This is a genomic window from Oerskovia turbata (assembly GCF_000718325.1).
Lineage (GTDB): Bacteria > Actinomycetota > Actinomycetes > Actinomycetales > Cellulomonadaceae > Oerskovia > Oerskovia turbata.
Window position 1 is genome coordinate 159,242 of the sequence record NZ_JOFV01000001.1, and the last position, 14,651, is coordinate 173,892.

General features: G+C 74.5%; 12 protein-coding genes. All 12 read left to right on the forward strand.

What is annotated here, in order from left to right; translation table 11 throughout:
• Nucleotides 1-36: 36 nt before the first annotated feature.
• The 12 genes from ftsH (at nt 37) to nadC (ending at nt 14,632) form a co-directional block, all read left to right on the forward strand.
• Complete coding sequence (ftsH, locus tag IE95_RS0100725) at nt 37-2,091, forward strand: ATP-dependent zinc metalloprotease FtsH (RefSeq protein WP_030144052.1); 2,055 nt, start codon at nt 37-39, stop codon at nt 2,089-2,091.
• Between the two features lies 1 nt (nt 2,092).
• On the forward strand, nt 2,093-2,704 hold the full coding sequence (folE, locus tag IE95_RS0100730) for a GTP cyclohydrolase I FolE (RefSeq protein WP_420819374.1): 612 nt from the start codon (nt 2,093-2,095) through the stop codon (nt 2,702-2,704).
• A 79-nt stretch (nt 2,705-2,783) separates the two neighbouring features.
• Nucleotides 2,784-3,749: a dihydropteroate synthase gene (gene folP, locus IE95_RS0100735; RefSeq protein ID WP_084689685.1), complete on the forward strand. Its 966-nt coding sequence runs from the start codon at nt 2,784-2,786 to the stop codon at nt 3,747-3,749.
• Nucleotides 3,746-6,361, forward strand: a complete 2,616-nt coding sequence (gene folK, locus IE95_RS21205) for a 2-amino-4-hydroxy-6-hydroxymethyldihydropteridine diphosphokinase (RefSeq protein WP_276319044.1) — start codon at nt 3,746-3,748, stop codon at nt 6,359-6,361. Before folP ends, folK begins: the two co-directional genes overlap by 4 nt.
• Entirely contained in the window at nt 6,361-6,870 is a 510-nt protein-coding gene (locus tag IE95_RS0100750; RefSeq protein WP_030144055.1) for a DUF3180 domain-containing protein, read from the forward strand. The genes folK and IE95_RS0100750 overlap by 1 nt, the downstream gene beginning before the upstream one ends.
• Nucleotides 6,871-6,927: 57 nt before the next feature.
• Entirely contained in the window at nt 6,928-7,548 is a 621-nt protein-coding gene (locus IE95_RS0100755; protein WP_084689651.1) for a PH domain-containing protein, read from the forward strand.
• Nucleotides 7,545-9,206 carry a PH domain-containing protein gene (locus tag IE95_RS0100760; protein WP_084689652.1) on the forward strand — a complete coding sequence of 554 codons (1,662 nt, stop codon included), beginning with the start codon at nt 7,545-7,547 and terminating at the stop codon, nt 9,204-9,206. The genes IE95_RS0100755 and IE95_RS0100760 overlap by 4 nt, the downstream gene beginning before the upstream one ends.
• Nucleotides 9,199-10,158 carry a Rossmann-like and DUF2520 domain-containing protein gene (locus IE95_RS0100770; protein ID WP_030144058.1) on the forward strand — a complete coding sequence of 320 codons (960 nt, stop codon included), beginning with the start codon at nt 9,199-9,201 and terminating at the stop codon, nt 10,156-10,158. Before IE95_RS0100760 ends, IE95_RS0100770 begins: the two co-directional genes overlap by 8 nt.
• 5 nt (nt 10,159-10,163) lie before the next feature.
• The gene (gene panC, locus IE95_RS0100775) at nt 10,164-11,189 is read left to right on the forward strand and encodes a pantoate--beta-alanine ligase (protein WP_051702575.1); all 1,026 of its coding nucleotides are present in this window, start codon (nt 10,164-10,166) and stop codon (nt 11,187-11,189) included.
• A gap of 53 nt (nt 11,190-11,242) precedes the next feature.
• The gene (gene panD / locus IE95_RS0100780; RefSeq protein ID WP_030144060.1) at nt 11,243-11,671 is read left to right on the forward strand and encodes an aspartate 1-decarboxylase; all 429 of its coding nucleotides are present in this window, start codon (nt 11,243-11,245) and stop codon (nt 11,669-11,671) included.
• On the forward strand, nt 11,668-13,431 hold the full coding sequence (locus tag IE95_RS0100785; protein WP_084689654.1) for an L-aspartate oxidase: 1,764 nt from the start codon (nt 11,668-11,670) through the stop codon (nt 13,429-13,431). Before panD ends, IE95_RS0100785 begins: the two co-directional genes overlap by 4 nt.
• Nucleotides 13,432-13,711: 280 nt before the next feature.
• Nucleotides 13,712-14,632, forward strand: coding sequence for a carboxylating nicotinate-nucleotide diphosphorylase (nadC, locus tag IE95_RS0100790; RefSeq protein WP_030144062.1), 921 nt, complete (start codon nt 13,712-13,714; stop codon nt 14,630-14,632).
• The last annotated feature ends 19 nt before the right edge of the window (nt 14,633-14,651 follow it).

Here is a 14,651-nt window from a genome sequence, read left to right on the forward strand (position 1 = left end):
CGAGTGGAGGGATACGGGGAATCGTCCCCGTCGCCGATGAACATCAAGAAGATTCTCAGCGGACCGATCATCTGGATCGTCGTGGGCCTGGCGATCCTCGGGATCGCCTTCATGGCGTTGTCCGGGCCCAGCGTCCACCGTGTCGACACCTCGACGGGCCTCGAGCTCCTCCAGGACGGCAAGGTCGAGCAGGCCCTCATCGTCGACGGCGACCAGCGCGTCCAGCTGACGCTCACCGAGGACTACGAGGTCGACGGCACGTCCCAGGGCAAGAGCGTGGAGTTCTTCTACGTCGCACCCCAGGGCGAGGCCGTCGTGAACGCCGTCACGGAGGCGGACCCCCCGAAGGGCTACAACTCCGAGATCGCGCGTCCCTCGTTCCTCGCGTCGGCCCTCTCGCTCATCCTGCCGTTCCTCATCATCGGTCTCGTCTTCTGGTTCCTGCTGTCCCGCATGCAGGGCGGCGGCTCCAAGGTCATGGGCTTCGGCAAGTCCAAGGCCAAGCTCGCGTCCAAGGACACCCCGCAGGTGACGTTCGCCGACGTCGCAGGTGCGGACGAGGCCGTCGAGGAGCTCCACGAGATCAAGGAGTTCCTCGCCGAGCCCGACAAGTTCCAGGCCGTGGGCGCGAAGATCCCCAAGGGGGTGCTGCTGTACGGGCCTCCCGGGACCGGCAAGACGCTCCTGGCGCGCGCCGTCGCGGGCGAGGCCGGCGTGCCGTTCTACACGATCTCGGGCTCCGACTTCGTCGAGATGTTCGTCGGCGTCGGTGCGAGCCGGGTGCGCGACCTGTTCCAGCAGGCCAAGGAGAACTCCCCGGCGATCATCTTCGTCGACGAGATCGACGCCGTGGGCCGTCACCGCGGTGCCGGCATGGGCGGCGGGCACGACGAGCGCGAGCAGACGCTGAACCAGCTCCTCGTCGAGATGGACGGGTTCGACGTCAAGACCAACGTCATCCTCATCGCCGCGACGAACCGCCCCGACATCCTCGACCCCGCGCTGCTGCGCCCGGGCCGCTTCGACCGGCAGATCGCGGTCGAGGCCCCCGACCTCAAGGGCCGTGAGGCGATCCTCGCGGTGCACGCGCTGGGCAAGCCGATCGTCCCCGAGATCGACCTGGCCGCCGTCGCCCGCCGCACCCCCGGCTTCACGGGCGCCGACCTGGCCAACGTCCTCAACGAGGCCGCGCTGCTCACCGCGCGCTCGGGCGCCCAGCTCATCGACGACCGCGCCCTCGACGAGGCGATCGACCGCGTCATCGCCGGCCCGCAGAAGCGGACCCGCGTGATGAACGTCAAGGAGCAGAAGATCACGGCGTACCACGAGGGCGGTCACGCCCTGGTCGCCGCGGCCATGCGCTACACGGACCCCGTGACCAAGGTGACGATCCTGCCGCGCGGTCGCGCCCTGGGGTACACCATGGTCATGCCGCTCGAGGACAAGTACTCCACGACGCGCAACGAGCTGCTCGACCAGCTCGCCTACGCGATGGGTGGCCGCGTCGCCGAGGAGCTCGTGTTCCACGACCCGACCACGGGCGCCTCGAACGACATCGAGAAGGCGACCGCGATCGCCAAGAAGATGGTCACCGAGTACGGCATGAGCGAGCGCGTCGGGGCGATCAAGCTCGGCACCGGCGCGGGGGAGCCCTTCATGGGCCGCGACATGGGCCACACGCGCGACTACTCCGAGTCGGTCGCGGGCACGGTCGACCACGAGGTGCGCCGGTTCGTCGAGGCCGCGCACGACGAGGCCTGGGAGGTGCTCGTCCAGTACCGCGACGTGCTGGACCACCTGGTCCTGGAGCTTCTCGAGAAGGAGACCCTGAACCAGGCCGAGCTCGCGCAGATCTTCGCCCCGGTCGTCAAGCGTGACCCTCGTGAGGTCTGGCTCTCGAGCGAGCAGCGCGCCGTCTCGCACCGTCCTCCGGTCCTGACCGACGCCGAGAAGGCCGCCATGCCCAAGGACCCGTCGGGCGAGCCGATCGTCGTCCCGCAGGACGAGGCCGCGGCCGCGAACGACGAGCTCCCGCCCGAGCGCATCAGCGAGGTCCCTGCGGACCGCCTGGTCGACGACGGGCAGGTCTGACGTGACCGCACGGGTCGAGCAGGGCCTGCGGGCCGCGGCGGACGTCCCCGAGTACGACGAGGAGCGGGCGCGCGCCGCAGTGCGCGAGCTTCTCCTGGCCGTGGGGGAGGACCCGGACCGCGAGGGCCTCCAGGAGACCCCCGCACGGGTCGCCCGCGCCTACCGCGAGATCTTCGGGGGACTGCGCCAGGAGCCCGCCGACGTCCTGACCACCATGTTCGACCTCGGCCACGAGGAGATGGTGCTGGTCAAGGACATCGAGGTGTACTCGACGTGCGAGCACCACCTGGTGCCGTTCCACGGGGTCGCTCACGTGGGGTACATCCCGAACGCCGACGGCCGCATCACGGGGCTGTCCAAGCTGGCCCGGCTGGTCGACGTCTACGCGCGCCGCCCCCAGGTCCAGGAGCGGCTCACGACGCAGATCGCCGACGCCCTGGTCGAGCACCTCGAGCCGCGCGGTGTGATCGTCGTGGTCGAGTGCGAGCACCTGTGCATGTCCATGCGCGGCGTCCGCAAGCCGGGTTCGCGGACCGTGACGTCGGCGGTGCGCGGCCAGATGCGTGACGGCGCCACGCGTGCCGAGGCCATGAGCCTGATCCTCGGACGGTAGGCACGCAGCAGTGCGGTACACACAGCACGACGGCGAGCTCCCCGGCCTGCCCTTCGCGGGGGCCGGCCGGACGCTCGTGATGGGAGTCGTCAACGTCACGCCCGACTCCTTCTCCGACGGTGGTGAGTGGTTCGAGCCGCGTGCGGCGATCGAGCACGGCCTCGAGCTGCTCGCCGAGGGGGCGGACGTCCTCGACGTCGGGGGCGAGTCCACGCGTCCGGGTGCGGGGCGCGTGCCCGTCGAGGAGGAGCTCGCCCGGGTCCTGCCCGTGATCTCGGCCCTCGCGGACCGGGGAGCCGTGGTGAGCGTCGACACGACGCGGGCCACGGTCGCCGAGCAGGCGGTCGCGGCAGGCGCCCGGATCATCAACGACGTCTCGGGGGGGCTCGCGGACCCGGAGATGGCCGCGGTCGCGGCCCGCACCGGGGCGGTGTTCGTGGCCATGCACTGGCGCGGTCACGCGGACGTCATGGACGACCTCGAGGTGTACGACGACGTCGTGACCGACGTCCGGGACGAGCTCGCCGTGCGCGTCGAGGCGCTGCGCGCGGCCGGGGTGCGCGACGACCGGATCGTCCTGGACCCGGGCCTCGGCTTCTCCAAGGCGGGCTCCACGAACTGGCCCCTCCTGACGCACCTGGGCACGCTGCGCGGACTCGGGTTCCCCGTGCTGGTGGGCGCGTCCCGCAAGCGCTTCCTCGGGCACCTGCTCGCCGGGCCGGACGGCACGCCCGCCCCGCCGCTCGAGCGGGACGCGGCGACCGCCGCGATCACGGCCCTGGCTGCCGCAGAAGGGGCCTGGTGCGTGCGAGTGCACGCGGTCCGGGCCTCGGCGGATGCCGTACGTGTCGCCGCCGCGTGGACTCGGGCCGGTCGGACAGGGGAGGATGCGAGCGGGGGATCGGTCGTCTCGGCGCCAGCCCCCCGGGCCTTCGCGGGGGCAGGCGGTGCCGGTCACGGCTCCCTGCCTGCGACGACGGACAGCGCGGGGCAGGGCACGGACGACCACGGAACGAACGACAGCGACGACAGGAGTACGACGTGAGCACAGCGTTCGCAGGGGCGGTGCAGGGGACCGACGGGCGCCCGCTCGACCAGATCCGGCTCACGGGGCTCAGCGCGACGGGCCACCACGGCGTGTTCGAGCACGAGCGCCTCGACGGGCAGCTGTTCCGCGCGGACGTGGTGCTGCACCTGGACACGCGCCCGGCTGCGGCAGGTGACGACCTGGCGGACACCGTGAGCTACGCGGTCGTCGCCGAGGACGTCGTCGCGGTGCTCGCCGGTTCGCCCGTCGACCTCATCGAGACGGTCGCCGAGCGGGTCGCCGCGGCTGCGCTGCGCCACCCGGCGGTCGTCGCGGTCGACGTCGCGGTCCACAAGCCGCAGGCGCCCATCGCCGTGCCCTTCGACGACGTCGAGGTCGTCGTCCGTCGTGACCGCGTCAAGGTGCCGGTCGTGCCCGACGTGGCCCCCCGCGTCGTGCCCATCCCGGTCGGGTCGATCACCCCGGCCGTGCTCGGGAACGTCGCCGTCACGGAGCCGGCCGCGCCGCAGGACCAGCACGTCGTCATGCCGCCGTCGATCCCGCCGGTCTCTCCCGCACCGGCGCCGGACCGCTCGCCCGACCAGGGCGTCTTCGCCGCCACCGCCGAGGACCTCGGTCCGGCAGCCGACGACGTGCCGCACACCGGCGGGGTGTCCGACCAGGAGTTCGTCGACGCCCTCGACTCGTTCTACAGCGCCCCCCAGGACGCGCTGAGCGCCCCTGCGGAGAGCTTCGAGCCCGTGGTGGACGAGCCCGGCCCGGTCGCGCAGACCGACCGGACCGACCAGCCGGTCCCCGAGGTCGCGGCAGAGCCCACGCCCCTCGCGGAGGCGACCGTCCCCGAGGCGGTCGTGGCGCCGTCGGACGTCGGGGAGCCGGCCAGCGCGCCCGTCGCGGAGACTTCCGTCGCACCGCCTGCGGCGTCGGACGCCCCCGCGGTCCCCGCCACCCTCGCGGAGCACGAGGTCCCGGCGCCGGGCACGCTCGCGGAGCGCGCGGCACCCGTGGTCGACGGACCGGACGCGTCCGGTGGGCACCCCCTGCCCGACGACGTCGCACCCGTCCCGCACCAGGGCGCCGCCGAGAACTTCCCGGGCGAGCAGGCGCAGCCGATCGCCGCACCGGTCCCGGCCGAGCCCTCCCCGGCGTCGGAGCCGGGCGCCGTCGCACCGCCCCCGGCAGCGTCCTTCGCCGCCGCGGCGTCGAGCGGCGAGACGGGCCCCGTCCCGCCGCTGCCGGAGCCAGGACCGCTCGCCGTCCCGGCACCCTTGCCCGTGCGCGCGGCCCCCGAGGTCGCCGCGGCGCCGGCCGAGCCGACGCCCGCCGCGGCGCCGGCCGCTCCCGAACCGGAGCCCGTGCCGGCCCCCGTGCTCGACCGTCTCGACGAGGCCCCCGCGGGCTTCGTGCCCGTCGTGCTGGCCCTGGGCGCCAACCTGGGCGACGCCCAGCAGACGTTGCGCGACGCCGTGACCGACCTCGACCGGATCTCGGGCCTCGAGATCACCGACGTGTCGCCGCTCGCGCGGACCGCGGCCGTCGGCGGCCCCGAGCAGCCCGACTACCTCAACGCGATCCTGCTGGCTCGCACCACGCTCGCGCCTCGTGCGCTCCTGCACGCCATCCAGGGGGTCGAGAACGCCCACGGGCGGGTCCGCGCCGAGCGCAACGGACCGCGCACGCTCGACGTCGACCTGATCGTCTTCGGCACCGTCACCGAGTTCACGGAGGACCTCGAGCTGCCCCACCCGCGGGCGCACGAGCGTGCCTTCGTGCTCGAGCCGTGGTCGCAGATCGCGCCGGACGCGGTGCTGCCGGGCCTGGGGGGTGGGCCCGTCGCCGCGCTGGCGGCGACCGCACCGGACCGCGGCGGCATCCGTTGGCTGGCCCTCGACTGGCTGACCGACGCCGAGCCCGAGCCCGAGGCCGCCCCGGTCACGGTCCGCACCGACGAGGCCCCGGCGGCTCCTGCGGTTCCCCCGGCGGCTCCCGCCGTGGCGGCTCCGACACCCCAAGCGGCAGCGACCCCCGAGGCGCAGGATGCCGCGGTGGTGCCCGAGCAGGAGCGGACCACGGCCGCCACGCAGCCGCCCGCTCCCGACGGCGCGGCACCCCCCACGACCCCGCAGGACGCCGTCACACCCGTCACACCCGCCGCGCCCGCGCCCGCGCAGGCCCCGGCGCACCCGTTCGTGCCGGAGCAGCCGGCCGCTGCGCCGGTCCAGGCACCCACCCCGCAAGCCCCGGCCCCGACGCCCGAGCGGGCGGCGGAGGAGGCGGGCCCGTTCGTCCCGGCCTTCCACCCCGTGCACCCGCAGGACGGGCAGGAACCGCCGCATGCCCAGGTGCCGCCGCTGTGGGCCGACGTCTCCCAGTCGGCCCCTGCGGTCGAGCAGCGAGCCCAGGTGGCACAGGCGCCGGCAGCCCCCGAAGAGCCGGTGACCCCGCAGTTCCACCCTGTGCACCAGACCCCCGCGAGCCCGTTCGAGCCGCAGCCGGACCCGGTGGCCGCTGAGCAGCAGGGCTCGCAGCCTGTCCCGCCGTCGCCGCAGGCTCCCATCACGGGTGTGCCCATGTCCTTCCCGGCCGAGCTGCGCGGTCCGTCGAGCTGATGCAGCGCACCAAGGTCACGACGCTCCTGCTCGTCTCGGTCGTCACGACCCTGATCGGGTGGCTCGTCGTCGTCGGGCTCGAGCGTCGGGGCACGTACCTGCCGCACGTGCCCTGGATCGTCGACGTGGCCCTGGTCGGGCTCGCCGCCGGGGTGTTCTGGGCAGGCTGGGCCGTGCGGTCCTACCTCAAGGGGCGGCGCCCGTCGCTCGATGCCTTGCGGGCGGCCCGGACGCTCGTGCTCGCCAAGGCGGCGGCCCTCACCGGTGCGCTGCTCGCGGGCTGGTACCTCGCGCAGGTCGTCGCCGTGCTGGGGGACCTCGCGATCGAGGCGCGGCGCGACCGTGCGATCGCGGCGGGGGTCGCGGCCCTGTGCGCCGTGGTGCTCGCCGTCGTCGGGCTCGTCGTGGAGACGTTCTGCCAGGTCCCGCCCGACGACACCGACCCCGCGAGCGACGGACGGTCGCGCGCCGGCGGCGAGGCCGATCCCGAGGCCGGCACCACGGCCTGACGCGAGGTCGGTCTTCCGGCCGACGCGCGGGCCGTGCCCGGATGGGAAGATGGGGACATGACGGACCACGCCTTCGACCTGGCCTCCGCACCGGACCAGGACCCAGCACCGGGCCAGACCCCAGCGACCGAGCCCGCCCCCCAGGCCCAGACCGGCCAGGCCCCGACCGGCCAGGCCCCGACCCGCGAGGCGGCCAGCGGCCCCTTCGACCCGCCGGGCGTGCACTGGCAGGGCGTGTCGAGCCGGTTGATCTCGGCGCGGCTGATCACGGTCGGCATCTTCCTGCTCGTGCCCTTCGTGCTGGGGGCGGTCTTCGCACTCGTGTTCAGCCTGGTCTGGCTGTGGGTCGTGCCGGCCGTCGCGCTCGTGATCGGGATCTGGTGCGTGGCCGTGGTGCCGCGCCAGGTCCGGGCCATCGGCTACGCCGAGCGTGACGACGACCTGCTGATCCGCAAGGGCGTCATGTTCCGTTCGCTCGTCGTCGTGCCGTACGGCCGAATGCAGTACGTGGACGTCCAGGCAGGCCCGCTCGCGCGCAAGTTCCGCATCGCCCAGGTCCAGCTCCACACGGCGTCGCCCGCGACGGACGCGTCGATCGACGGCCTGGAGCCGGCCGAGGCCGAGCGCCTGCGCGACCGGCTCGCCTCTCGTGGAGAGGCACGGTTGGCCGGGCTATGAGCGAGAGCACCACGCAGCCCGACGCCCCACCGACCGACCTCACCTGGCACCGCGTCCACCCCGTGACCCCGGTGGTCCGGGGCTGGACCGTCATCGCGGTCCTCCTCGTCGTCGTCGGCAACCAGACCCTGGACGGCCTGCCTGCGGGGCAGAACATGCTGGCCGGCAACCGCTGGTGGCAGATCCTGGGCGGGATAGTCGTCGTCGGTCTCATCGGCCTCGGCTACTCCGCGCTCGCCTGGCGCATGACGACGTACGCGATCGACGACGAGTCGGTCCGCCTCCACACGGGGGTCCTGTTCCGTCAGCAGCGCAAGGCGCGGCTCGACCGGCTCCAGGCCGTGGACATCGTGCAGCCGCTCGTCGCCCGCCTGTTCGGGCTGGCCGAGCTCAACCTGGAGGTCGCGGGCGGCTCGGACTCGGGCATCAAGCTGGGCTTCCTCAAGCTCGACGACGCCAACCACCTGCGTGCCGAGCTCCTCGCACGCGCGGCAGGGCTCCGTGTCGGTGGCGCACCCGCGCGGACGGCCGTCCCGGGGGCCGGACCCGCCGGCGCGCCGGTCGGCCCGGGCGAGCCGTCGGCCGGTGAGGGGCCGGGAGAGCCGGGCGCCGTCGTCGGGCCTGCCGACCTCGGAGCGCCCGAGGCGCCCGAGCAGCCAGTCCTGGAGGTCCCGCCGGGCCGCCTCGTCTGGTCGCTGGTCCGCACCGCCGCGATGATCGTCCTGGTCCTCGCCGTGCTGGGCCTCGTCGGGGTCGCGATCGGCACGCGCGAGATCGGCACGCTCTTCACGGCGCTGCCGCTGGTCCTGGGCGTCGGCGGCTACCTGTTCGGCCGGTTCACGCGCGAGTTCAACTTCCGCAGCGCGATCTCGCCCGACGGCATCCGGTTGCGCCACGGCCTGCTCGAGACACGCTCGCAGACCATCCCGCCGGGCCGTGTGCAGGCCATCCGGCTCACGCAGGGTCTCCTGTGGCGCAGCGCCGACTGGTGGCGCGTCGAGGTCAACGTCGCGGGCTACGGCCTGAGCGCGGACGGCACGACCAACAACAGCGTCCTGCTGCCCGTCGGGACGCGGGACGAGGCGCTGGGCGCCGTGTGGCTCGTCCTGCCGGACCTCGGCACGGCCGACCCGCGCGCCCTGCTCGACGAGGCCCTGTCCGGGATCGACGCCGGTGATCACTTCACCACGGCGCCGCGCCGGACCCGCGTCCTCGACCCGATCGCGTGGCGCCGCAACGGGTTCACCGTCACGGGGCGGGCCCTGGTCCTGCGGCGCGGGCGCCTCGTGCGCCGCGTCGAGATCGTGCCGCACGAGCGCACGCAGTCGCTCGGCCTGCAGCAGGGGCCGTGGCAGCGGCGCCTGGGCGTCGCGACGTTCGCCGTGCACTCGGTGCCCGGCCCGGTCACGCCGACCGTTCCGCACCTCGACCAGCACGTCGCGGGAGCGCTCATGGACGAGCAGGCGCGCCGCGCCCGCGAGGCCCGCGCGCACGCCGGGCCGGAGCTGTGGATGCGGCGGGAGGAGGTCGCGGCCGTCGTCGAGACGATCGAGGACGACGACGCGGAGACCGCGCCGTACGCGGAGACCCTGCCGTCCGCAGCGACCTCGACGCCCGCACCAGCGCCGGACGACCAGCGCGGGGACGCACGTGAGTGACGGCCGGCGGCGCCCGGGGCGCCTGGGCGTGGGCGTGGTCGGCGCGGGCCGCGTCGGCGCCGTCCTGGGCAGCGCGCTGCGCGCCACGGGCCACGCGGTCGTCGGCGCGAGCGGCATCTCCGAGGCGTCGCGCGAACGCATCGAGCTCCTCCTGCCCGGCGTGCCCGTCCTGGAGGTCGAGGACGTCGTCCGGCGCTCCGAGCTGGTCCTCCTCGCCGTGCCCGACGACGCCCTCCCGGGCCTGGTCTCGGGCCTCGCCGAGGTCGGGGCGTGGCAGGGCGGGCAGATCGTCGTGCACACGTCGGGCCGCTACGGCGCGCGCGTGCTCGACCCGGCGCGCGCCCAGGGCGCCATCCCGCTCGCGATCCACCCCGCCATGACGTTCTCCGGGACGTCGCTCGACCTGTCGCGCCTCGAGGGCACGACGTTCGCGGTCACGGGACCGGCGCCCGTCCAGCCCATCGGGCAGGCCCTCGTCGTCGAGATCGGTGGCGAGCCCGTCGTGGTCGAGGAGGAGGCGCGGGGGCTCTACCACGCGGCCCTCGCGCACGGTGCGAACCACCTCGTGGTCCTTGTCGCGCAGGCCGCGCAGGCCCTCGAGGCGGCGGGCATCGAGCAGCCGGGGCGCGTGCTGGCCCCGCTGCTGTCCGCGGCGCTCGACGGCGCGACCCGGTCGGCCGACGCCGCCGGAGGGGCAGGTCCCGGTGCCATCGCGGCGCTCACGGGCCCCGTGTCCCGCGGAGACGTCGGGACCGTCGCGGAGCACCTGGAGGTGCTGCGCGTCCTGGCCGTGACCTCGGCCCAGGAGATCGCGCCGCGCGTCGCCGCGACCGACGTCCCCGCGTCCTACCGCGAGCTCAGCCGCGGAGCCACCAGTCGCGCCCTGGCCGCCGGGCGCATCGACGCCCGCCAGGCCCAGGAGCTGCTCGACGTCCTCGAGGAAGGCCAGTGATGTCCGTGCCCACACCCCCCGCGCCGGGCGGGCCGCGTGTCGTGCGCACGCGCGACGAGCTGCGCGCGGCCCTGACGACCCCGGCCGGGGCTGCCGCCGACGCGCCTGCCGGTGCGACGCCGTCGGGCAGCGGGGGCGAGCGCCCCGTCGGGGAGCCCGGTGCCACGGCCCGCGAGCGGGCCGTCGTCATGACCATGGGTGCGCTCCACGACGGCCACCTGCAGCTCGTGCGCGCGGCACGCGAGCGCGTGGGACCGACCGGGCACGTCGTCGTGACCGTCTTCGTGAACCCGCTGCAGTTCGGGCCCGGCGAGGACCTCGACCGGTACCCGCGCGACCTCGACGCCGACGTGGCGCTCCTCGCGGGGCTCCCTGAGCCCGCGCCGGGCCGCCCCGCCGTGGACCTCGTGTTCGCGCCCCCCGTCGAGGAGATGTACCCCGGCGGCGACCCGATCGTGCGCGTCACGTCCGGACGCATCGGCACCGTGCTCGAGGGCGCGTTCCGCCCCGGCCACTTCGACGGGGTGCTGACCGTCGTGCTCAAGCTCATGCACCTGACCAGGCCCGACGTCGCGTTCTACGGCGAGAAGGACGCGCAGCAGCTCCTCGCGATCCGCCGCATGGTCGCCGACCTGGACGTCGACGTCGAGGTCGTCGGCGTCCCGATCGTGCGCGACGACGACGGCCTCGCGCTGTCCTCGCGCAACGCCTACCTCTCCGAGGCCGAGCGCGCCGACGCCCTCGCGCTGAGCCGGGCACTGCGGGCCGGAGCGGCCGCAGCGGCCGCCGGTCAGGGCGCCGCAGCAGCCATCGAGGTGGCCTCGGGAATGCTCAACGAGCACCCCGGCGTTGTGGTCGATTACCTCGCACTGGTCGACCCGACTACCGTGGACGACCTGGAACCGGAGTACGTGGGACCCGCACTGCTGCTCGTCGCGGCACGCGTGGGCACCACCCGACTGATCGACAACCTGGCCGTGGACGTGGCAGACCCCGCCGCGTGCACGGCCCGCCCAGGAGGCACGCAGTGACCCAGACGGGACCGCAGGCCGGCACGCGCCGCCCCGCTTCCTTGCAACGACCCATGATGATCGGGAAGATCCACCGCGCGACCGTGACGCAGGCGGACCTCCACTACGTCGGGTCAGTGACCGTCGACGTGGACCTCCTCGAGGCCGCCGACATCATCTCCGGCCAGCAGGTCGACATCGTCGACGTCACCAACGGCTCACGCCTGACGACGTACGCGATCCCCGGCGAGCGCGGCTCCGGCAAGATCTGCATCAACGGTGCCGCCGCGCACCTCGTGCACCCCGGCGACACCGTGATCCTCATCGCCTACGGCATGATCGCCGACCACGAGGCGCGCCACTTCCTGCCGAACGTCGTGTTCGTCGACGGGGACAACCGCATCGTCGAGGTCAGCGAGGAGCCCGGCCTCGTGCCCGAGGGGTACGACCTCGAGCCGAGCGGCCTGCCCATCGCTCCGTTCCAGTCCGCCACGGCCGAATGACCCAGGCCGCGGAGGCGCACGTCTCCACCGAGGGTGCGCCCGCCGCAGCCCCCGGCACCGCTCCCGTCGAGGCAGCGACCAGGGCGCGTGCGCCCCGCCGCCTGGCCCGACGGCTCGCCGCCCCCGCCCCTGGCTGGACGACCACGGTCGACGCGATCGTCGTCGGCTCCGGCATCGCCGGCCTCACGGCCGCGCTCGAGCTGCGCACCCAGGTGCCGCGCGTCCTGCTCGTGACCAAGGGCGAGCTGTCGTCCGGGTCCACGGTCTGGGCCCAGGGCGGCATCGCCGCGGCGCTCGACCCCTCGGACTCCCCGGCCGCGCACCTCGAGGACACGCTCGCCGCAGGCGGCGGGCTGTGCGACCCTGCCGCGGTCGAGGTCCTCGTGACCGAAGGACCCGAGCGGGTGCGCGAGCTCGTCTCGCGCGGCGCGAACTTCGACCTGGCACCCGGCGGAGACATCGCCCTCACGCGCGAGGGCGGCCACCACGCCGACCGCATCGCGCACGCGGGCGGCGACGCCACGGGCGCCGAGATCTCCCGGGCACTCGTCGCCCAGCTCGAGGCAGTCCTCGCCGACCCCGGGATCGAGGTCATCGAGAACGCGCTCGTGCTCGACGTCCTGACCACCGCGCCCGACGCCCCGGGCGGCGAGCGGGCGTGCGGCGTCACGCTGCACGTGCGCGGCGAGGGTTCGCGTGACGGCGTGGGGGCCGTCCTCGGCCGGGCCGTCGTGCTCGCGACGGGCGGGATCGGGCAGGTCTTCCGCTCCTCGACCAACCCGCCCCAGGCCACGGGCGACGGCATGGCCGCCGCGCTGCGGGCCGGTGCGACGCTCGGCGACGTCGAGTTCGTCCAGTTCCACCCGACCGTGCTGTGGCTCGGGCTGGGCGCCAAGGGCCAGCTCCCGCTCATCTCCGAGGCCGTGCGCGGTGAGGGCGCGATCCTCCTCGACACCGACGGGCACCGCTTCATGCCCGCCGTGCACCCCATGGCCGAGCTCGCGCCGCGCGACGTCGTCGCGCACGCGATCGTGCGGCAGATGGCCGCGACCGGCTCGGACCACGTGCTGCTCGACGCCCGACACCTCGGCGCGGACTTCCTCCGCAGGCGCTTCCCGACCATCACCGAGCGGCTGCTCGACCAGGGCATCGACCTCACCGAGGAACCGATCCCGGTCGCGCCCGCCCAGCACTACCACTCGGGCGGCGTCGTGACCGACCTCCACGGCCGCTCGACCCTCGACGGCCTGTACGCCGTGGGTGAGGTCGCCTGCACGGGAGTGCACGGGGCGAACCGGCTCGCGTCGAACTCCCTCCTGGAGGGACTGGTCTTCGCGTACCGCGCGGCCCAGGAGATCACGGCCCGGGTGGCCGCCGGCGAGCTCCCGCTCGGGACACCCGTCGAGCGCGCCGGAGCGGCGGCCCTCGTGCCGGCCGCGGCACGCTCCCGGGTCCAGTCCGTCTCGTCGGCCGGTCCGGGCGTGATCCGCAGCGGCGAAGGGTTGCGTGCCGCGGCCGACAGGCTCGCGGCCGTCCGTACCGACGCGCACCGGTCCACGGACGTCGTCGCCGCGCCGCAGACCGCCGAGTGGGAGACGACCAACGTCCACCAGGTCGCGACCGTGCTCACCGAGGCTGCGCTCCTGCGCGAGGAGAGCCGCGGTGGCCACTTCCGGACGGACTTCCCCGAGGTCGAGCCCGCATGGGCGCGGCGGATCGAGATCACGTTGGGGCCCGACGGCGAGCTGCGGGTCGTCTGAGCCGCTCGCCCGCCGAGGGTGACGGCCCGGTACGCCGAGGGTGACGTGCGTGCCCGCCGAGGGTGACGTGCGTGCCCGCTGAGGGTGACGGCCCGGTGCGCCGAGGGTGACGTGCGTGCCCGCCGAGGGTGACGTGCGTGCCCGCTGAGGGTGACGGCCGAGTCATGAGGTGGCCATCAGGAGGTGCTGCGCGTCACCCTCGGCGGTCGCCCGCGTCACCCTCGGCGGTTAGGACCGTCACCCTCGGCGGTCAGGACCGTCACCCTCGGCGGGCGGTAGCGTGAGCGCCGTGAACTCTCCCTCTCTCATCGAGCCAGGTCTCGACCCCCGGTGGGTCGCCGACATCGTGACGCGCGCCCTCGACGAGGACCTCGGCCCCACGCCCGGCCGGGACGTGACCACCCAGGCCACCGTGCCGCCGTCGGGCACGGGGACGGCCCACCTCGTGGCGAGAGCCGACGGGGTCGTGGCCGGGCTCGTCGTCGTCGAGGAGGTCACCCGGCAGGTGGCACAGCGCTTCGGGCTGGCACCCGTGACCGTCACGTTCACCGCCCAGGACGGCGATGCGGTGACCCGTGGTCGTGTCCTGGCGGCCCTCACGGGCCCCGTCCAGGTGCTCCTGACCGCCGAGCGCACCCTGCTCAACCTCGCGAGCCGTGCGAGCGGCGTCGCGACCGCGACGAGGGCCTGGGCGCGCGAGCTCGACGGCACCGGGGCGCAGGTGCTCGACACCCGCAAGACGACCCCCGGCCTGCGGGCACTGGAGAAGTACGCGGTCCGCGCCGGCGGCGGCACGAACAAGCGCATGGGGCTGTACGACGTGGCCATGGTCAAGGACAACCACGTCGTGGCGGCCGGTTCGGTGAGCGGCGCGATCGACGCGGTGCGGGAGATGTTCCCCGACGTCCTGATCCAGGTCGAGGCCGACACGACCGACCAGGCCCTGGAGGCCCTCGACGCGGGTGCCGACTTCCTGCTGCTCGACAACATGCCCACGCCTGTGCTCGCCGAGACGGTGCGGCTCGTGCGCGCGCGGGAGGGCGCCCCGGACGGCCCGGCGAAGATCGAGCTCGAGGCGACGGGCAACCTGACCCTCGACCGGGCGCGCGAGGTCGCCGGGACGGGTGTGGACTACCTGTCGGTGGGCGCCCTCACGCACTCGGCGCCCATCCTCGACCTCGCGCTCGACCTGATCGGCTGAGGTGTCGGGCCTGGCCAGG

Coding starts and splice junctions, on each gene's coding strand:
- panD (WP_030144060.1), top strand. CDS start 11,243: ATGATGATCGGGAAGATCCACCGCGCGACCGTGACGCAGGCGGACCTC.
- ftsH (WP_030144052.1), top strand. CDS start 37: ATGAACATCAAGAAGATTCTCAGCGGACCGATCATCTGGATCGTCGTG.
- IE95_RS0100760 (WP_084689652.1), top strand. CDS start 7,545: ATGAGCGAGAGCACCACGCAGCCCGACGCCCCACCGACCGACCTCACC.
- folP (WP_084689685.1), top strand. CDS start 2,784: ATGGGAGTCGTCAACGTCACGCCCGACTCCTTCTCCGACGGTGGTGAG.
- IE95_RS0100785 (WP_084689654.1), top strand. CDS start 11,668: ATGACCCAGGCCGCGGAGGCGCACGTCTCCACCGAGGGTGCGCCCGCC.
- IE95_RS0100750 (WP_030144055.1), top strand. CDS start 6,361: ATGCAGCGCACCAAGGTCACGACGCTCCTGCTCGTCTCGGTCGTCACG.
- IE95_RS0100755 (WP_084689651.1), top strand. CDS start 6,928: ATGACGGACCACGCCTTCGACCTGGCCTCCGCACCGGACCAGGACCCA.